This is a genomic window from Paenibacillus sp. FSL L8-0494 (assembly GCF_038003695.1).
Lineage (GTDB): Bacteria > Bacillota > Bacilli > Paenibacillales > Paenibacillaceae > Paenibacillus_AQ > Paenibacillus_AQ odorifer.
Genome location: NZ_JBBOPQ010000001.1, coordinates 379,469 through 397,746, shown reverse-complemented (window position 1 = coordinate 397,746; position 18,278 = coordinate 379,469). Strand labels below are relative to the sequence as shown.

The 18,278-nt window shown below is 47.6% G+C and carries 18 protein-coding genes; 4 read left to right on the top strand and 14 right to left on the bottom strand.

Annotated elements, in window-relative coordinates; translation table 11 throughout:
- The first annotated feature begins 393 nt into the window (after positions 1–393).
- On the top strand, positions 394–2,691 hold the full coding sequence (locus tag NYE35_RS01925) for a UvrD-helicase domain-containing protein (RefSeq protein WP_341120042.1): 2,298 nt from the start codon (positions 394–396) through the stop codon (positions 2,689–2,691).
- 64 nt (positions 2,692–2,755) lie between these two features.
- Here NYE35_RS01925 and NYE35_RS01920 read toward each other — a convergent pair whose 3' ends face one another.
- The 3 genes from NYE35_RS01920 to NYE35_RS01910 form a co-directional block, all read right to left on the bottom strand.
- Entirely contained in the window at positions 2,756–3,337 is a 582-nt protein-coding gene (locus NYE35_RS01920; RefSeq protein WP_051491503.1) for a 50S ribosomal protein L25, read from the bottom strand.
- Positions 3,338–3,424: 87 nt separating this feature from the next.
- Positions 3,425–4,369 (bottom strand): DUF1861 family protein, encoded by a 945-nt coding sequence (locus NYE35_RS01915; RefSeq protein WP_341120040.1) that lies wholly within the window; start codon positions 4,367–4,369, stop codon positions 3,425–3,427.
- The gene (locus NYE35_RS01910; RefSeq protein ID WP_051491502.1) at positions 4,335–4,631 is read right to left on the bottom strand and encodes a helix-turn-helix domain-containing protein; all 297 of its coding nucleotides are present in this window, start codon (positions 4,629–4,631) and stop codon (positions 4,335–4,337) included. The genes NYE35_RS01915 and NYE35_RS01910 overlap by 35 nt, the downstream gene beginning before the upstream one ends.
- A gap of 216 nt (positions 4,632–4,847) precedes the next feature.
- Here NYE35_RS01910 and NYE35_RS01905 point away from each other — a divergent pair, with 216 nt between their 5' ends.
- Genes NYE35_RS01905 through NYE35_RS01895 form a run of 3 tightly spaced genes read left to right on the top strand, consistent with a single transcriptional unit; the run spans position 4,848 to position 8,207 of the window.
- The gene (locus tag NYE35_RS01905) at positions 4,848–6,029 is read left to right on the top strand and encodes a glycosyltransferase family 4 protein (protein WP_036687342.1); all 1,182 of its coding nucleotides are present in this window, start codon (positions 4,848–4,850) and stop codon (positions 6,027–6,029) included.
- Positions 6,029–7,135 (top strand): glycosyltransferase, encoded by a 1,107-nt coding sequence (locus NYE35_RS01900; protein ID WP_076275598.1) that lies wholly within the window; start codon positions 6,029–6,031, stop codon positions 7,133–7,135. Before NYE35_RS01905 ends, NYE35_RS01900 begins: the two co-directional genes overlap by 1 nt.
- Positions 7,128–8,207, top strand: coding sequence for a mannose-1-phosphate guanylyltransferase (locus NYE35_RS01895; RefSeq protein ID WP_036687341.1), 1,080 nt, complete (start codon positions 7,128–7,130; stop codon positions 8,205–8,207). Before NYE35_RS01900 ends, NYE35_RS01895 begins: the two co-directional genes overlap by 8 nt.
- Before the next feature lie 104 nt (positions 8,208–8,311).
- Here the strand turns inward: NYE35_RS01895 and NYE35_RS01890 are convergent, their stop codons facing one another.
- The 11 genes from NYE35_RS01890 to NYE35_RS01840 form a co-directional block, all read right to left on the bottom strand.
- Entirely contained in the window at positions 8,312–8,548 is a 237-nt protein-coding gene (locus tag NYE35_RS01890) for a DUF6953 family protein (protein WP_036687339.1), read from the bottom strand.
- A gap of 110 nt (positions 8,549–8,658) precedes the next feature.
- A complete protein-coding gene (locus NYE35_RS01885) occupies positions 8,659–8,976 on the bottom strand; it encodes a hypothetical protein (RefSeq protein WP_036687337.1) in 318 nt (105 codons plus the stop codon).
- 57 nt (positions 8,977–9,033) lie between these two features.
- Positions 9,034–9,909, bottom strand: coding sequence for an alkaline phosphatase family protein (locus NYE35_RS01880; protein WP_081386806.1), 876 nt, complete (start codon positions 9,907–9,909; stop codon positions 9,034–9,036).
- Positions 9,910–9,913: 4 nt separating this feature from the next.
- The gene (locus NYE35_RS01875) at positions 9,914–10,957 is read right to left on the bottom strand and encodes an ABC transporter ATP-binding protein (protein WP_076215547.1); all 1,044 of its coding nucleotides are present in this window, start codon (positions 10,955–10,957) and stop codon (positions 9,914–9,916) included.
- A complete protein-coding gene (locus NYE35_RS01870) occupies positions 10,954–11,757 on the bottom strand; it encodes an ABC transporter permease (protein ID WP_051491499.1) in 804 nt (267 codons plus the stop codon). The genes NYE35_RS01875 and NYE35_RS01870 overlap by 4 nt, the downstream gene beginning before the upstream one ends.
- Entirely contained in the window at positions 11,754–12,674 is a 921-nt protein-coding gene (locus NYE35_RS01865) for an ABC transporter permease (RefSeq protein WP_076107355.1), read from the bottom strand. Before NYE35_RS01865 ends, NYE35_RS01870 begins: the two co-directional genes overlap by 4 nt.
- Before the next feature lie 91 nt (positions 12,675–12,765).
- On the bottom strand, positions 12,766–13,878 hold the full coding sequence (locus tag NYE35_RS01860) for an ABC transporter substrate-binding protein (RefSeq protein WP_036687329.1): 1,113 nt from the start codon (positions 13,876–13,878) through the stop codon (positions 12,766–12,768).
- Positions 13,879–14,152: 274 nt separating this feature from the next.
- Positions 14,153–14,932 (bottom strand): ABC transporter permease, encoded by a 780-nt coding sequence (locus tag NYE35_RS01855; protein ID WP_036687327.1) that lies wholly within the window; start codon positions 14,930–14,932, stop codon positions 14,153–14,155.
- A 15-nt stretch (positions 14,933–14,947) separates the two neighbouring features.
- A complete protein-coding gene (locus NYE35_RS01850) occupies positions 14,948–15,724 on the bottom strand; it encodes an ABC transporter ATP-binding protein (RefSeq protein WP_036687325.1) in 777 nt (258 codons plus the stop codon).
- Between the two features lie 12 nt (positions 15,725–15,736).
- Positions 15,737–16,777 carry an ABC transporter substrate-binding protein gene (locus tag NYE35_RS01845; RefSeq protein WP_076215544.1) on the bottom strand — a complete coding sequence of 347 codons (1,041 nt, stop codon included), beginning with the start codon at positions 16,775–16,777 and terminating at the stop codon, positions 15,737–15,739.
- Positions 16,778–16,799: 22 nt separating this feature from the next.
- Positions 16,800–18,254 carry an aryl-sulfate sulfotransferase gene (locus tag NYE35_RS01840; protein ID WP_076107352.1) on the bottom strand — a complete coding sequence of 485 codons (1,455 nt, stop codon included), beginning with the start codon at positions 18,252–18,254 and terminating at the stop codon, positions 16,800–16,802.
- Positions 18,255–18,278: the final 24 nt, after the last annotated feature.

The following is an 18,278-nucleotide window of genomic DNA, read 5'->3' as shown; positions in this document are numbered from 1 at the left end:
CCCACGCAGCCACATTTCAGCCCATCTGCGGGATTTATACCGTACATTCCGCCCGCGCAGCCACATTCCAGCTAATCTACGGGATTTATACCGCACATTCCGTCCACGCAGCCACATTCCGGCCTATCTACGGGATTTTTACCGTACATTTCGCCCGCGCAGCTACAATCCTACCTATCTACGGGATTTATACCACCGTTGTGTGCCACTCCCACACCAATCCCCAGATTTTTACTGGCTCAATATCCAACACTTTTCCTGTGCAGCAAAAAGCTTGGGATGGTATATTGTAGATTGGCTAAATTTTCGTCACATTTTAAGATGAACTCAAACATCATAGAACTAGGTTTGTTGAGATCACTACTCTATACAGAAATAATGAAGGTGAATCTATTGAATAAGCTTTTATTTCATACTATCCCGCTGGGAGCTACTGGTGAGCGGATCCCGCAAGCGGCTGTGGCCTCAGCGCAGACAAGCCAAGAACTGGTGAAGCGGGAGGATGAGGACTCCGCTTATTTCCGCAGGCTGGAAGAAGGCGGCATCCTGCTCAACCGTCCGCAGATTTCTGCGGTACGGCATCATAAAGGGCCGCTTCTAACACTGGCCGGCGCAGGCTCCGGCAAAACCTCGGTTCTGATCTGCAGAACCGGTTATTTGTTGTCCGTGCGCGGCGTCTCGCCAAGTCAGCTGCTATTGCTGACTTTTTCGAGTAAAGCTGCGGCGGAAATGCGCGAACGGATCACCCTATTGCCGGGAGTAGGCCCAGCGGACGTCGCGCGGCTGCAAGCCCGTACTTTTCATTCCTTTTTCTTATTTTTCTTGCGCAGACAAGGATTGCAGCAAGAAATTTTCAGTGAGACGCGGCGCCAGCACATCCTGTTGAAACAAATCATGCGTGAGCTCGGGCTACCTAAAGATGCCTATCCACCGGAAACGCTACTCTCCCTGCTCTCTTCCTGCAAGATGAACATGGGTACCGTAGAAGGCTTGCCTGAAGGAACCACCGCTGAAAAAGAAATGAAATCCATTCTGGAAATCTACGAACAATGGAAACTAGACAATTTCAAAATCGACTTCGATGATGTCCTCTTAATCGCCTATCGGATGCTGAAGGAGCGTCCAACGCTTTTGCAGGAATTGCAGATGAGATATCTATACGTGATGGTGGATGAGTTCCAGGATACAAATGCCTTGCAGTATGAGTTAGTCAAAATGATTGCTCACCCGCAGCATAATCTGATGGTGGTTGGCGACGATGACCAGACGATTTATTCCTTCAACGGGGCACGCAGTGAATTCATTCTGGAATTCGAGAAGCTGTACCCGGGAGCAAGGGTTATTACACTTGATATTAATTATCGCTCTGGTCCAGCTATAGTCGGGCTCGGCAACGGTATTATCCGGCACAATACGCGCCGCCGTTCCAAAACCCTGCAAGCTGCCAAAGGCAGCGGGAGTCAGCCCCGGTATATGCGTCCGCAGACAGCAGACGAGGAAGCTGAGCAGATGGTTGAGCATATTTTAAACGAGGTTTCGAGCGGCAAAAGAGAATATAGCGACTTCGCCATGTTATATCGAGCGTCTAGCAGCAACCGGGCCGTACTGGAATTACTTCTTTTACGCGATATTCCCTACATCGATTATGGAGAGGGCCAATTACTGTACGAACACTGGCTAATCTCCCCGGTCGTGGATCATATGCGTCTCTCCGTGAATCGGCGGAATTTTGCGGCTATGGAGAACATCCTGCCTACTCTATATATGAACCGTGAAAAAGGTATGAATCACATCCGGCAAATGGAAGCTAGACAACCAAAGCAAGGCCCACTAATCCATCTGTTGTCCATGCCCGGCATGGAGGATTTCAAGGGCACTAAGCTTAGAGAGCGGCTGGATCTAATTCGCAATATGCGCGAGTTAACCCCAATCCAAGCGATCCGCCAGATCCGCACGCAATTCTATGATTATTTCATCGAAGCAAATGAGCGGCATCAAGCAACCTTGCATCGCGAGACGTTAAAAGAAATGCTAGATGAACTAGAATCGTCTGCAGAGCGATTTGATAGTATCCCTGCCTTTCTGGATTTCATAGATAATGTTACGGAACGTAATGAACATAATCGTCAGCCGGGTACCAAAGAACAAGGGAATCGGATCGCGCTTATGACCATTCACAAATCCAAGGGCTTAGAGTTTCCTGTGGTCTTTTTGATTGGAGCCTCTGAAGGAATTCTTCCGCATAGCTCCGCACTGGAGGGCGACCGGCTCAAGGACCGCAAGCTGGCCGCTGCAAATAGTGGTAGTTCAAGCTTGGCTGCACTGGAAGAGGAGCGAAGACTGGCTTACGTAGCTGTTACTAGAGCCCGGGAAGAGCTATTTATCAGTTCACCTGCGAGGCATCGAGGCAAAAAAGCAGAGGTCTCCCGCTTCATGTTATCAGCCTTCCGCTCTGCCGTTTCCTCCACAGCAACGACTACGGTGAGCAGAACAGTGACAACAAGATCCTTACCTACCAGTCGCACAACTGCGACAAGAACTCATGTCGTTCCAGTATGGAATTGTACCAGCAATACCTGTCCTGGCTGGACGCGCATGAAAGCGGGCGGAGCTGAGGATCATTTAACCTCAAAGCCCTGCCCGTTATGTAGTTCCCCTATGGCAAAGGACCAACGAGAAGTTCCTGTATGATTCAACGCAAAAAAAGCAAGTTTCCTCTTCCCTGGAAACTTGCTTTTTTAATAAAAATATAGGTTTAGGCTGGAGTTACTACCGCTTCTTCCTCTTCTTCATGCACGGTCTTGATCTGGATCATTACGGTTGACGGTTCGGTCAACACTTCAATCCCATCCTTAAAGATCAGATCAGAGACAAGCAATTGGTCGCCAATATCCAATCCGCTAATATCCACTTCCATGGAGGTAGGAAGATCTTCAGGCATACAGCGAACTTCCACTTCATAAATTTCAACCTGAAGCGTACCGCCTGCTTTAATACCTACGGCTTCACCTGCAAAATGAATAGTCACCTTGCTGTCCATGCTCTTTTTCATATTTACATGTTGAAAATCAATATGCAGAATTTTGCCGGACAGGGTATCCTTCTGAATGTTCTGAACCACGACCGGAACCTCTAGATCTTCCGATACCTTACCTTGCAGAATTGCGCGCGGATTCTTTTTGAGAATGTCCAGAAGTTCTTTTTCATTCACTTCCAACGTCAGAGTCTCTTTACCAATACCATATAATACAGCCGGAATACGTCCTTGCTTACGCGCCTGATTGATGTTGGACTTGGTGTCAGTCTTACGTGTGTTGAATTGAATAAACTTATTCATTGGGTTTCCCGCTCTCTTTGACCATAAATTCTTGTCAAACTAAGTGTAACATGACCATATAATCTAGTCAAACCAACTGAAAGAACGCTAGGATTCATATTCGTCAAACGGGTCCGCGATCTCAATCTGATACGCTTCTGCGTCACTCACCCCTACAGACAATACCGCCCGGCCTCCTCCAAGACGTTTCAAGCCACCGCTGAAGATGACATCCTCCAGTTCTTTGCGCTTGCCCGGGCCCGCCGGAAAATCACTGCGGACTGCTATTATTTTGACCGGAGTTGCCTTATAAGTCTCAGGATTCAGCGAAAAAGCCATGGCATAATAGTGTTTGTTTCCGGCGCTATCGAAGCAAGCAATGTGGCCCAACACGCCCACCTTCCCACCCCGCAGCAGATGAGCTTCATTGGCTCCACCCCACTCTTCGGGCACGAATTGATCCTGTAGCACCTCGGCATCAATGAAGGTCTGCTCATTTAGTTCGTCCAGCGAAGGAATCACTGTGAACCCAATCTGTCCTCGCCCACCCCGCTCGCCCTGTGGCCGGGTAAATACGCCTACACTGCCATTATCAAGCTCGATAAGCCGGATATCCTTCATCGTGCCGGGACCTGAAGAAAAGTGGGTCAAAGAATCGATGTGATACCCCCGGTAGAACTGGGTCACCCAGGAGACAATCCGGTGCGGATCATCCGCTGCCGCAATCACTTCCACCCCGCCCACGATCAGTTCCCCCCTGATCCGGGTCCAGCACGGGTCCTGTAAATTGTACGTATGCGTATGCGCACGAGGTCTCCAAACCCCATCATGGCATGTAAAAAAGAAGACTTGAGAGAACTCACTGTCCCGTTCCTCAACTCTTCCCATTAGTACCTCTTCCCCGTTATACATAAACGGGGCGGTTATATTATAGACATCCCGGTGCCCAACACCGGTGAACGTCAGTTTATTTACAGTAGTTGTACCGCGTCCGGCATGATATGTATCCAGAAGCTGCTTACAGGTGGCTGTCCGTGCCGGGTTCCTTGTCATCGCCGTCCTCCTCGTAATCATTTGAACGATCGATCACCCAATCGTTGTCTTCCGCATCCATGGCAATCAGCTCGCCGGGCTGGACATTAAAGTATACACATAATTTTAGCAACAGATCCCTTGGATACTGCACCATCTCATTCTTATACATTCGGCGTACCGAATCAAAATGGTAATTGATCTCTTTAGCAAGCTTGCGGATCGATAATTTCGGATCATGCCTCTCCATGACCTCACTCAGTTTACTGCGTATGACTGGCATTCCTACACCTCCTCCAATAATATATCCGCACTAACCCCAAGGCGTCAATCGAATTGACAAGATAAAACGGTCATGTTACAGTGGGATTAGGAAATAATTTGCAACATTTCTAATTTCAGAAAACCAAATACCTTTCCCTATTCAGAAAATAGAGTCTTCTTTATTTTCTTTTTTTGTATCCAGACCAATCGCAAGACCATTAGGGAGGCTCTTTGAATGAAAAATACAGTCCGTAATCACAACATCGTGTTCTTGGGAACCAGTCTGCCGCGAGAGTGCGGTATCGCCACGTTCACACAGGATCTGCTAGATGAACTTATCCACCTTCCCGGCTTCAACCCGCCCCGGATTATTGCCATAAACAACAATGAAACCTACGCTTACGATCAGCAGGTAATACGGCAGATCGACCAGCATAATTACGCAGATTATATAGATACGGCCGATTTCCTCAACAATTCTGATACCGATTTGTTGGTCATCCAACATGAATTTGGCATCTACGGCGGAGAAAGCGGTGAATACCTGCTCCCCTTTGTCGAACGTTTGAACATTCCGTATGTTGTTGTTTTTCACACAGTGTTGACCAAGCCCTCCCCTAAGCAGCATCAGATCATCCGATGTCTGGCCGAGCGTAGCGTGCAGGTCGTGACGATGGCAGAATCAACCCTTACCGATTTATCTACTATTTATGAGATCCCAGTTTCCAAAATCACATTCATCCATCACGGTGTCCCTCAAGTTAGCACAGCCTCACGCACCAGCCTTAAAGCACAATACGGTTATCCAGACCGCAAGATCCTCTCCACCTTCGGCTTCCTCAGTCCCGGCAAAGGGATTGAATACAGCATCGAAGCCATGCGCGGCGTGGTCAAGCGCCATCCCGAAGCACTTTACATTGTCTGGGGCAAGACCCATCCGGTCGTCAAGCTGGAATCCGGGGAAGTTTACCGCCAGAAACTGACGGACCTCGTAGAAATGTTTGACTTGCAGGACAATGTCCAATTCGTCGATAAGTTGCTGACCCAAGAAGAAGTAATAGAGTCCTTGGTCATGTCAGATATCTATGTGACTCCTTATCTGGGTAAGGATCAGGCCGTCAGCGGCACCCTGGCCTACGGAGTCGGTTATGGCCGGGTCATCGTGTCGACCCCTTACCGCTACGCCCAGGAAATGCTGGCAGAAGGCCGCGGTCTACTGGCTGATTTTCATGATTCTGCTTCCTTGGAAGCCTGCATTTTGCGCTTGCTGAACAGCCCTGCTCTGGTGCAAACGATGGAAGACCGCACGTTGAAGCTCGGGCTCACTATGCGCTGGAACGAAATCGCCAAAATCTATGCCGCCTTGTTCCACAGCCATATCCAGAGCTCGGCGTCAGCTGATCGGAGCGTGATTTAATGGAAACCTCCACCACAGTACAGTCTAAACCAGGCTATATGCGCAGAATCACGGACGATACAGGAATCTTTCAGCATACCAAGTTTGGGGTTCCGGACCGTTCCAAGGGCTACACTACCGATGATAATGCCCGCGCCCTGATTGCTGCGGTCTTAATGTACGAGAATTCCCGGGATGCCGTGGCACTCGATCTCATTCATACGTATATCTCTTTTATCTATCATTCCCAGACAGCGGACGGCAATTTTCGCAATTTCATGGATTATAACCGCTCCTTTATAGAGGATAAAGGTTCTGAAGATTGCCAGGGACGTACCTTGTGGGCACTAGGGTTCGCCTTGTCGCATGCAGCTTCCCTGCCTGACAACCTGATGAATACCTGCCGGTATTTGATCAATCAGGCACTGCCGCATCTGGAAGCCTTGGGCTCACCTCGGGCCGGAGCCTATGCCATCATCGGCTTAAGTTATCTTACCGAATCACCCGGCCCATTAGGTTATGCTTTTCCATACCCGCATACTGAAAACACGACCGAAGAAGCCGCCTTTCTGCCAAGGGCAACCATTGAGAGTCTGATCGAAAATATTGCGGTTCGGCTGCATAATCAATATACCCGCTATAAGGGGCACGGCTGGAATTGGTTCGAGGACAGCATCACTTATGGCAATTCCATGCTGCCCTGGGCTCTGCTTCGGGCCTACCTAATCTCCGGGAATAAAAACCTGCGGGAGACCGCCAAGGAAAGCCTGGATTTCCTAGCTTCCACCACCTTCTCCAGCAAAGGCTACTATAAACCGATCGGCAGCCATGGCTGGCTGCTGCGCGATGGGCTGGCTGCACCCTATGATGAACAGCCCATTGAAGCCTGCGAGATGCTGCTGGCCTGCCGGGAAGCAGCTGTTGTTCTTGAGGACCCCTCTTATCTTGCGCAGGCAGAATTATGCTACAACTGGTATCTAGGGCATAATTCCTTGGGAATCCCCCTAATCGATCCGCAGACTGGTGCTTGTTATGACGGTATTCATGCGGCGGGGCTCAACCTGAATCAAGGCTCGGAGAGCATTATATCCTTCACAATTGCCCGGTTGGTGATGCATCATGAATAAATATGCTACGATCCTAGCCGGCGGGGGCGGAACACGGTTTTGGCCCCTGTCCAGACAAGAAATCCCAAAGCAGCTGCTGAACATTAGTGGCAACGACATTATGTTAAACGATACGATTGAACGCTTCAAAGGGATTATTCCTCAGGAGAATACAGTTATCGTTACTAATCGTACCCAAGCAGTATTGTTGGAGAGTATTATGCACAGCAGCGTTCTCAAAGCTAATATTCTAATTGAACCTGTGGCGCGAAATACAGCCGCTAGCATTCTTTTTGCAGCATTATCTATAGAGAAGTCTCATGGCAATTCTTTAATGGTCGTCCTTCCTTCCGATCACTATATAACGGATGAGGAACAATTCCGTCTTACACTAGACGAAGCCTGTACTGTTGCCATGGAGTCAGACAAAATAGTAACCATCGGAATCAAGCCTACTTTCCCATCTACTGGCTACGGCTATATTGCCTTTGATAAGACGCCGATTGCGACAAGCCCAGTGGCTGTATATGATGTAGATGAATTTGTAGAGAAACCAAACTTTCAGAATGCACAGAGTTATCTGGCATCCGGTAATTATCTATGGAATAGTGGGATTTTTATTTGGCAGACCTCTGTCATTATTGATAATTTCAAACGTTATCTACCTCGACTCTACAAAACCATGCTGCCCATCAGTGATTGTTTGGGTACAGATCAGGAAGAGGAAGTTATTAATGCCATCTACCCAACGCTTCAGAATATTTCGATTGATTACGGCATTTTAGAACGCTCTGATGAAGTTGTCGTGCTTTCCGGACAATTTGGCTGGAATGATATCGGTAGCTGGGATGCACTGGGTTCAATCTTCCCTCCGGATGATGCAGGCAACATTATAAAAGCAAATCATGTGGGAATAGATACCCATAACTCAATCATTTATGGAAATGGCAGACTTATCACGACCATTGGTGTAGACGGGTTCATCATTGCGGATACTGGGGATGCACTGTTAATCTGTCCCAAGGATAAAGCGCAGTCAGTCAAAGATATCGTGGAGCTTCTAAAGGAACAGGGAATGACAGAATATATCTAACTAAAAAGAATGCAAAAAGACGGGCCATTGCAGTACATGCATGGTCCGTTTTTTATCTAATTATATAAGTTGAACAGTTTGTACATGTTTTGTAAGCGCCAAACTTAGGTCCAAGCCCACAAGAACCCGTCTCGATCCCAAGCAATTCTCCCGCCATGGAGTTTCCGGAAAGCTTTCTTCACTTCTTTGGAGAGTGAGGCATTGCCGTTCTCATTCACAAATACAAATTGTTCTCCAAAATTCTCTTTCACATATTCAATCGCCGCCGTCTGATGCAAGGTACCCGTAAAACGAATCTCCTTCACCATCCATTCTGCTACTTCTTGTGCGGTTATTTCCATATGGATGCGCCTCCTCTCTGTGCTTACTGCTAAAATGTGCCCTCATTATAACATGAATACAGCCCAACCGGACAAACGTCCGAATTGGGCTGTATTGAAGTCATTTTACATCACTGTGGATAGATATGGTTCGAAGGATAACGGGACTTCTGTCCTCCACTCACCATCAACAGAATCCCAGTAATTAAGTGCAAGAACCAGCCCACAAAAGGAATCCATGCCAATAAAGAAGTTATAATTCCTAGCACTGAACCGTAGATAGACTCACGGTCTCTTGAAGATAAAATCAATGTAATCACATGTAGAATAAACATCAACCCCAGAACGGAATACCCCGTGCCAATAACAATAGCAGCACCCAGGATTGGAATTGCCAAAATAATTTCACAGGAACCCGTAATCCATTTCATAGCTTTAGAAGCGCTCAATAGACAACCTCCTAATTGGTTGAAATATATGATTTTTCTCGTGCTAATTATTTTATTTCATACCAACGGCAAAGGTTCTTCCACTTTGTCATGGGATTGCTTCTGCACAAGTGGAGGCAAGCCCTCCTTACTCATTGCTGCCGAAGGGGCCAGCCCCAAACAGTGGCACATTAAAGGAGCCATTCGCAGCTGTGGCAGTACTTCTTCCTCTTTTTCCGAAGATAATACATCTACCCCAAACGTATATAATGGCACATCTCGCTCGGAAGGAGTTATCCCGCCGTGGTACCCATTTGCGTTCATTCCGTGATCTGCCGTAATCATAATCTTATAGCCCTGTTCCATCCAAATAGGCAAAACAGTGGCCAACAGACCGTCAGCATTACGCACTGAAAACTCATATTCCTTGCTCTCTCCGCCATAACGATGCCCGGCGTCATCTATATTCATGGAGTGAATGTATAGGAAATGCGGATCATAGGCACTCCGTAAATACACAGCGTCGGCAAACACATGACTGTCGGGATAGTGATCCTCGAAATAAAAACTGCCATGCTGAATGGGCTTCATCACATTGTGCTGATGGCGATCAGCAAGCGGATCAAAAGGGGCCGAATTATAAAGCTCACTGACCCAATGATAGGCGACAGCAGCTGTGCGCAAATTAGCGCCCACTGCCAGATGGAATACGCTCTCTTCATGGCTTGGTCTCACAATATGGTTAGCCGTAATTCCATTTTTGGACACGGGTGTACCCGTCAAAAGCACTTCATAAAGCGGGCGTGACAGACTGGGTAATTCCGATTTCACTCGGTGACATGATATTTCCCCCTGCTCCACCAGATGCTCCATATACCCCATATATTCACGTGCGGCCTCATATCTAAGTCCGTCCAACACTACCACAATAAGTTTATTGTTCATTTCAGTCATCTTATTACGCTCCCTCTCGTTCCAGATGCAGCAGCTCAGAAGGGTTCAGAGCCAAGGTGACGTTAGCCCCTTCCACCAGCCTCAGCCAGCGTCCGTCATTTAAAAGATCAACCGTTAAGCAAATGTCTTCCACCTCTACCGTACACCTAATAATATTGCCCAATACGGAGACAGATTTAATGATGCCATCCACCAGTTGCACTCCGGCAGCAACCTCGTGAAGTCCCGCGCCCTCATGCAGCAGCGTAACCGCCTCAGGCCGAATAGCAAAGCGGTCCTTCGTGCTATCTATCCCCCGGAACAACGTCATCACTTCTGATCGGGTCAATACATTGTAACTGCCCATAAACCGGGCAACGAACTCTGTTCGTGGTGCGGAGTACAACCCCTCAGGTGTGCCATCCTGCACAATCCGGCCACCGTTCATAATACAGATGCGGTCTGAAAGAATCAGCGCCTCCTCCTGATCATGCGTCACGAATAGTGTCGTCATGTTAAACCTTTTTTGAATATCACGAATTTCAGCACGTAAATTCTTGCGTATCTTAGCATCAAGTGCGCTTAAAGGTTCATCCAGCAGCAATACTTTGGGCTGCACCGCTAGAGAACGAGCCAGCGCTACCCGCTGCTGCTGTCCACCAGAGAGGGACTGCGGATATACATCCCGTTTATCCTCCAGATCGACCAATGCCAGCAATTCCGCGCAGCGATGATGGCGGGCTGATTTCGATAATCCCCGCATTTTCATACCATACTCGATATTTTGGCTCACCGTCAGATTGGGGAACAAGGCATAAGACTGAAACACCATTCCTACCTCGCGCTTACGGGGCGGCAAACTTCCCAGATCTTTATTTTCCAAAAGAATTCTGCCGCCATCCAGCTCTGAAAGACCGGCTATACAGCGTAGCAATGTGCTTTTTCCACAACCGGAGGGGCCTAGCAGTGTCACAAGCTCACCTTCACGGATCTCCAAATCAACATTGTCTAACACACAGGTATTCCCAAACATTTTGCGTACACCCTGCAGCTTTAGATAATCATTCATCCCTTAATACCTCCCCCCATCTTTTTACCGAGCTTCATTAGTACCATCGAAAGAATTAGAATAAACAGAAAATAAGAGATCGCAATCGCACTGGCCAAATGTCCACTTTCACCAACCCTTTGATATAGATATACCTGAATCGTCTGAATATGTCCGCCAACTAACATGTTCGTAAGAACAAATTCGCCGAATAGAACTGAAAATGATAACAGTGTAGAGACGATAACCCCAGGCCATATATTAGGCAAAATCACATTCAAGAAGGCCGTTCTTCGGCGGGCACCAAGCAGCTCCGCAGCATGCAGCAGTTCTACGGCATTAACCGTTAACAGACTATTGCGAATGCCCTGATACATATAGGGAAGGATGACCACAAAATATGCGCCCACCAATAAATACGCTGTTCCAGCGATATCAAAAGGACCAGAGGAATAGGTACGAATAAGACCTACCGCAGCCACAACACCAGGCACCGCATAAGGCAAAACAACAATACCTTTCATAAAGCTCTCCCAGCGCGGAAAATAGAGGGTGATGACAAAAACAGCTGGCAGCATCACGGCCAGACTCAGCACCACGCTGATCAGGCATAAATAAAGCGAGGTCCAAAGCGCCTCCAGAAAGCGAATATCCTCAAACATTTCCCCAAACCAATTCAAGGTCCAAGCTCGGGGCAGCAGGGTATTCTGCCAGTCTTGTGCAAAAGCATAAATACCCGTCGCCAAAAGAGGAAGCAGCAAATACACCATGAGCAGCAGCATGAAGGTGCGTGGAGCGAAGCCTGCTTTGCGTATATTCATTGCCCTACCTCCTCACGAGCTGTCCATAAACGCCGGGAAGCTTTGATTTTCACATCCGGTTTACTGAGTGCTTTCGTTCCAAACCTCTCCGCACGCCGCACCATTAAATGGTTCAGATAAACCGCCAAAATCGTAGTCAGACCAAGCAGAACAGCAAGCGTACTCCCCATTTGTGGCTGTGTAACCACATCTCCGGCAACCAGTGAACCGATACGTACCGCCAACAGATTGTAATTTCCGCCAACCAATGCGTAAGCCGTGGCATAAGCCCCCATTGCATTAGCAAAAAGAATTCCAAGTGTGCCAAAGATCGCTGGAGTTAGAATAGGCAGGCCAATCGTCTTCCAGAACTGCCAAGGCCCAGCCCCCAGTAAGGACGCTGCCTCTCTCCACTGCTCACGGATTCCGTAAAAGGACGGGTACAAAAGCAATAAGGCTAACGGAACCTGAAAGTATACATACACCAGTATTAGACCTGACCAGCTATATAGATCAAAATCGGCAAAAACACTCCAGCCCCACTGTTTAAATAAGAGTGTAAATACCCCATTATTTCCGAGCAAAATGATATAAGCAAACGCCAGCGGAACACCTGCGAAATTAGAGGTCATATTCGACAGCATTAGAAGTCTATCGCGTACTCTCGGGGTAAACCGGGTAATGCAATAAGCACAAAAAAGTCCGACAATGATCCCTATCAGACTTGAGGTTATGGAGATTAGCAGACTGTTCTTAATCGCCTGCATGTAATAGGCACTTTGCAACGCATGCAGATAATTGCCTAACGTAAATCCCGTTCCGTCCGCTGTGCGTAAGCTTCCCGTCAGCATGGATATTATAGGTACCAGTTGAAAGGCTAACACCATTAGTGCAAATGGAATAAGTGCCAGGATCACACCGCGGCTTCTTTGTTTCATCTTACTCGCTCCTTGTCGCGGGAATAGAACAAAGGCGCCTTACGGCATCATGACGAAGGCGCCCTGCTTCTTTTTTGGAGAGAAATGAATACTAGTTCAAATGCACAAGCACACGTTCCTGCCACAATTGAGGAATGGTTTTTGCCGTCTCTTCCCATACCTTGTAATCACCAACAGGCTTAGCGTTGACATATTCTTCTTTTGGCAGCAGCTTAGCTGCAACATCATCCGGCAACGTTACACTGTCACGGATCGGACGAGCGTAACCTTTGGCAAGATTAATCTGTCCTTCATCACTAAGGATGTATTGGCGTGTAAGCTTCGCCGCGTTAGGATGCGGCGCATATTTGTTGATGATCGTGGCATACCCGCTCACGACACTGCCTTCTTGTGGAATGGCTACAGCGAAGCCATCTTTGTTGATCTGGTCTCTATAATTCAAAGCGTTGAAATCCCACAGCAGGGTAACTTCCACTTCACCTTTTTCAATGTTGGCAAGGGAAGCCTCTGCATTGGAGAGACGTCCTTTTTTAGCTAAATCCTCGAAAAAAGCAATCCCTGGTTCAATGTTCGACTCGTCGCCACCAAAGGCAATCGCTGCGGCCAATACAGCCATCTGTGCTTGAGCAGCTTTGGTTACATCACCAACGATGATTTTGTAATTGCCGTTCTTCAGATCTTCCCAGCTCTTCGGCGGATTCGCCACGAGCTTAGTGTTAGTCAGAAAAGAGATGGTGCCTTGATAGCCGACGATCCAATTTCCGTCCTTGTCCTTAGCCCAATCAGGGATTTCATCCCAGTAGGATGTTTTATAAGGCTGTGTTACCCCTTTCTCCACGGCAACCGATCCAAACGCAATCCCCACATCTCCGATGTCGGCCGTTGGTTTGTCTTTTTCCGCATCAAACTTGGCAATTTCCTCCGCGCTCGACATATCGGTATCCGAATGTGTAAGACCATACTTACTGTCCATATCACTCCATGTATCTTTCCAGTTCGCCCAAGAATCCGGCATTCCTACACTGACGATACTGCCCTCTTCTTTAGCTTTACTCTCGATCTCAGTCAGACTTAATTCTTTGGTGCCAGCCTTTCCATTCGTTGTTTCTTCAGCCTTGGCTGAATTTCCACAAGCAGCAAGCAACAGGACGAGCAAGGATAACATTAGACCCATTGATAATTGATTTTTGATCCCTTTTTTCATGATTTCCCCTTCACTCCTATTTCTTATTTGCGGGCTTCTTTATGCTCCAACTGTTAGGCACCCAATTGCAGTATAGGCGTGTACTATTTTCGCGGCATTAAGGAGAATAGGAATATTTGTAAATAAAAAGAAACGACCTGTCGTCTTTTTTAGATGACCGCCGTTTCCCTTAGAAATACAATTTACTTACAATGACAAAAAATATTCGTATAAACTTCAGTCCAAGTAAAAAACTGCCCGACATTTCCAGGCAGTTTTACATGTATGAATATAACTACCGTCTACGCGCTGCCACACTGACAACACCGTATCTGTAAAGCACCTTCTTACCGAACCAGCCAAAAAGCCGATCCGTAAAGAAGCCCATAAAGCCAAGGCAGAACAACCCGACAAAGATCCAATCCGTACGGAAAAACAACCGGGAATTCCAGATCAGATAACCTACACCTTCGTTCGAAGCAATCATTTCCGCGCCGATAATCGCCATATATGAGGTGCCCATCGCTAACCGGATACCCGTAAAAATATAAGGGATCGTCGCCGGAACGACCACATGAATCAGAATTTGCCACTCACTGGCGCCCATACTGCGGGCTGAGCGGATTTTGTCCTCTTCCACGGACATCACACCGGTTAAAGTATTCAGCACCACGATAAAAAAGGTGGCGTACATAATTAACGCAATCTTCGACTGCTCCCCAATACCAAACCATACTAGGAACAAAGTAATGAATGCAATCGGCGGGATAAAACGGATAAAGTTCAGGAAAGGCTCCGCAAAAATACGGATCAAGTTCACCTTCCCAATGATTAGTCCTACGGGAATCGCCAGTAAACTGCCGAGTACCCAACCAATGAGCACCCGATAAAAGCTAATCCCTATATATTGCAGCAAGGTTCCGTCTTCCAGCAGCTCCCGTCCGCCCTTAAGTGTACTCCATGGTCCGGGGATCACATCGGGGCCATAGATTACAGCTCCAAGCTGCCAGACGCAGAGCGCGGTAATCCATAGAAGGGTTACGGAAACCCACTTCTTCTCCACCCATTTCCTCATCTGTCTCACCCTATCCTATTCTTCGAAATGACCTTGAATTTGATTGTATAACGAGTAGAATTCCGGTGAGGTTACGTCCCGCGGATACGCCAGTGTATTGTCATAAATATCTGTAATATTAGAGGACGGTCCTACTGACATAATGCCAATTCGTTCTCCCAGCAATAACGCCTCCTGAATATCATGAGTTACAAAAATCACCGTCTTATGTGTCTGGCGCCAAATGTTGACCAATTCCTTCTGCATCGTTCGGCGCGTCATCGCATCCAGCGCACCAAATGGCTCATCCATTAGCAGAATCGCTGGATCATTCGCCAGCACCCGAGCCAGCTGAACACGCTGCTTCATACCCCCAGACAGCTCCTTCGGGAACTTCTCCTCATGCCCGTTCAGCCCAACAAGCCCGATGAACCTATCCGATATTGTGTGCCGTTCCGCCTTTGCGATTTTCTTCATCCGCAATCCGAACTCCACATTCTGCCGGACGGTTAACCAAGGGAATAAGGAGGAATCCGCCTGCTGGAACACAACCGCCCGATCTCTGCCGGGCTTATTCACCTCTACATTATCCACCCGTAGATGCCCACCAGATTTGGAGACAAACCCGGCGATCATATTCAGCAGTGTTGATTTCCCGCAACCACTCGGCCCAAGCAGAACGAAGAATTCCCCACCTTTAATTACGAGATCTACATCTTTTATAATGTAGTGAATGTCCCCAGCAGTTGGTTCGCTGTAGCTTTTACGGAGCTGCTCAATATGAATGGTATGCTGCTTAGCAGGTAATGACATTCTGAACTCCCCCTATTTCTTGTACGTAACCTCTTCTGGCAATGCCTTCGCCAGCGGCTCAAGATTCAGCTTGCTATCCAGATCGAAATCCTTCTCGATGATTCCGTTGTCGACCATATATTTCTTCTGCTTGGTCAAACTGTCATACGCTGCTTGAGTAAATCCTAGTGCCCACGGATTATTCGGCAGGTCTTTTATCGTAGATTCCTTAGGCTGCTTCACTTCCTTATACATCAGATCAGCAACCTCATCTGGGTGAGCCTGAGTATAGGCTCCAGCTTCATCCACCGCTGCTAGGAAATTCGCTATACCTTGCGGATTCTTAGCCGCAAAATCATTTTCCGTTACAATCCCCATCCCCAATCGAACCGTGGTTTTAGACATATCCGTCAGTTCATGAACACCTTTAAGCGCATAGAGCTTATCATTCAGAACCGAACCATAAAACCATGCTCCATCCACAGCACCTTGCTTCAAAGCGATATAAGCTTCATCAAAGGCACCCTGTCCTATTAACTCCACATCACTGAGAGCGGCATTATGCTCTTTCAAATATTCATCCCAAAGGTACGGAATGAAGGTGCCGCGTATGAAACTCAGCTTCTTTCCCTTCAAGTCTTCAGCCTTCTGAATATCGTCCTGTACGAACAATTTCCATTCAGTGGACGCTTCATCAGTCGCTAATCCCGCCGAGGCGATAATAGCATAATCGCCCTTCGCCACTGCGTTCAGCAATGGGAAGTCTGCCCCGAAAGCCACATCCACCTGTTTAATAAAAAGGGCATTTACACCTTCCGCAGGGGAACCAAAGTTGACTAGTTCAGCGTCAATCCCGTGTTTGGCAAAGATGCCTTTATCTAATGCCACCCGAAAAGTGGGATTCGTATTGATGTCAGCAATTTTTATCTTTAATATCTCATCTTTGCTGTTCGCCGCTCCCTCTTTAGAGGCATTAGAGGCAGCCGCATCGCCCTTGGAGCTGCAGCCCGATAAAAGGATAACCACTGATAAAGATAAGAGCAGAAAGCTTGAGCTGATCCATGATTTTTTCAACCGACACATCTCCTCAAATTTGTTAATTTACCTTGCGGCTGCTGCCTTCATCCGTCGTCGCCACACAAGCAGCTCCTTCAACAAAGGGCAGGGTTGTCGCCACACTTACCACAGAATCCGATCCTTTAGGTGCAGCCCCCGGGACTCTGAACTGTGTTACGTCTATTGGCTCAATCGCTTGTTCAACTGGCGCTTCCAACTGTGGTACCCAGGCATAAGGCACACGGTAGGAACGATAGACCATGTTGGTATTTCTGGAGTCCGTAAATGGCGAGATATATTCCCATACCAGTTCATGTTCTGGCGTAACCTCAAAGAGTCTGCCGTTAGAACCTTCTGTAATTAAGGTATTGCCATTCGGAAGCCGTTGAGCTGAGCTGATATATGGACTGTAGAATTTATAAGAATCGGTTGGGACAGAGAAACCAGCTTCTGCCGCTGTATATTGCCACTCAATCTCAAGAGTCACGGGATTAATCTCCAGAATTCGCGAGTGGTCGCGGAGTGCATTTTTTTGCCCAAAAGGAGAAGATGGATTTGGAAGACCATAACCGCCCCAGCCCCCGTTATCGAATACAAGTAAGTTACCTTCTCCCGGCAAACCTTTCGGAATGATGTGCGCATGATGCTGGCCAATGATCCAGTCGATATGCTTCACTTCTGGCAGCGAGTAATCCGGACCGATTCTCCAAACGATGGCTCCGGTACGCTTATCCGTTATCGCAATAATATTTGCTTCCCGCGCATCCCAGATCACGTTATCCGGATGGAAACGCTCGTCACCTGCATCGTAAAACTTATTGGGTCCTACATAAGAAGCCGAATTGATATGCAGCCAGTCCCCAACACCGCCACCTAGATTTCCGAAAGAGCGTGAGTTAGGATCACGGAATAGTACATTTTTGGCAGCTTCATCAAAGCCTAGCTCATCAAAATGTTCATTTGGAGCCCACTCCCAGACGATATTCCCCTCCCAGTCCACCTCAAGGATCGTGTCATCAAGCAATTGTTTGTCGGAGATCTGAGGATTGTAGATATTTTTGTGAGCAAGAATTAGCGTTTTGCCACTGTCTACCTTGGGTTCAAGCCCTGGTGCAAAATATCCGACCGGATTGCCTTCGCGCTGATAGTCATGATGCTGGCGGGCATACCAGAGGGGTTCATAACCCGGATCTTCTATATGTTCATAGCTGTTATATTTCCACACGATGTTCCCATCCCAGTCCACCTGTACCAGATCTACATTATCCTGTATGCCGAATTTGGGATCTCTTCTTCCTGTGCTGCCCAGCACATAACCACCCGGGAAGATTTTAGCCGGAAATCCAAGCAGCCCCTTCCACAAATGCACCTCTTTACCGTTCATATCTATCAGTACAACACCTTCTTCACCAGCTTGAAATACAGTATAGCCACTCCAGGCTTTGTCAGGGTTATATACGGTTGCTCCAGTTGGATAAATGGTTGAATGTCCCATCGTTCATCTCTCCTATTTTCAATT

Bases quoted from the DNA above. Each gene is read 5' to 3' on its own strand.
- NYE35_RS01920 (WP_051491503.1), bottom strand. From the start codon at position 3,337: ATGAATAAGTTTATTCAATTCAACACACGTAAGACTGACACCAAGTCC.
- NYE35_RS01915 (WP_341120040.1), bottom strand. From the start codon at position 4,369: ATGACAAGGAACCCGGCACGGACAGCCACCTGTAAGCAGCTTCTGGAT.
- NYE35_RS01910 (WP_051491502.1), bottom strand. From the start codon at position 4,631: ATGCCAGTCATACGCAGTAAACTGAGTGAGGTCATGGAGAGGCATGAT.
- NYE35_RS01905 (WP_036687342.1), top strand. From the start codon at position 4,848: ATGAAAAATACAGTCCGTAATCACAACATCGTGTTCTTGGGAACCAGT.
- NYE35_RS01900 (WP_076275598.1), top strand. From the start codon at position 6,029: ATGGAAACCTCCACCACAGTACAGTCTAAACCAGGCTATATGCGCAGA.
- NYE35_RS01895 (WP_036687341.1), top strand. From the start codon at position 7,128: ATGAATAAATATGCTACGATCCTAGCCGGCGGGGGCGGAACACGGTTT.
- NYE35_RS01890 (WP_036687339.1), bottom strand. From the start codon at position 8,548: ATGGAAATAACCGCACAAGAAGTAGCAGAATGGATGGTGAAGGAGATT.
- NYE35_RS01880 (WP_081386806.1), bottom strand. From the start codon at position 9,909: ATGACTGAAATGAACAATAAACTTATTGTGGTAGTGTTGGACGGACTT.
- NYE35_RS01875 (WP_076215547.1), bottom strand. From the start codon at position 10,957: ATGAATGATTATCTAAAGCTGCAGGGTGTACGCAAAATGTTTGGGAAT.
- NYE35_RS01870 (WP_051491499.1), bottom strand. From the start codon at position 11,757: ATGAATATACGCAAAGCAGGCTTCGCTCCACGCACCTTCATGCTGCTG.
- NYE35_RS01865 (WP_076107355.1), bottom strand. From the start codon at position 12,674: ATGAAACAAAGAAGCCGCGGTGTGATCCTGGCACTTATTCCATTTGCA.
- NYE35_RS01860 (WP_036687329.1), bottom strand. From the start codon at position 13,878: ATGAAAAAAGGGATCAAAAATCAATTATCAATGGGTCTAATGTTATCC.
- NYE35_RS01855 (WP_036687327.1), bottom strand. From the start codon at position 14,932: ATGAGGAAATGGGTGGAGAAGAAGTGGGTTTCCGTAACCCTTCTATGG.
- NYE35_RS01850 (WP_036687325.1), bottom strand. From the start codon at position 15,724: ATGTCATTACCTGCTAAGCAGCATACCATTCATATTGAGCAGCTCCGT.
- NYE35_RS01840 (WP_076107352.1), bottom strand. From the start codon at position 18,254: ATGGGACATTCAACCATTTATCCAACTGGAGCAACCGTATATAACCCT.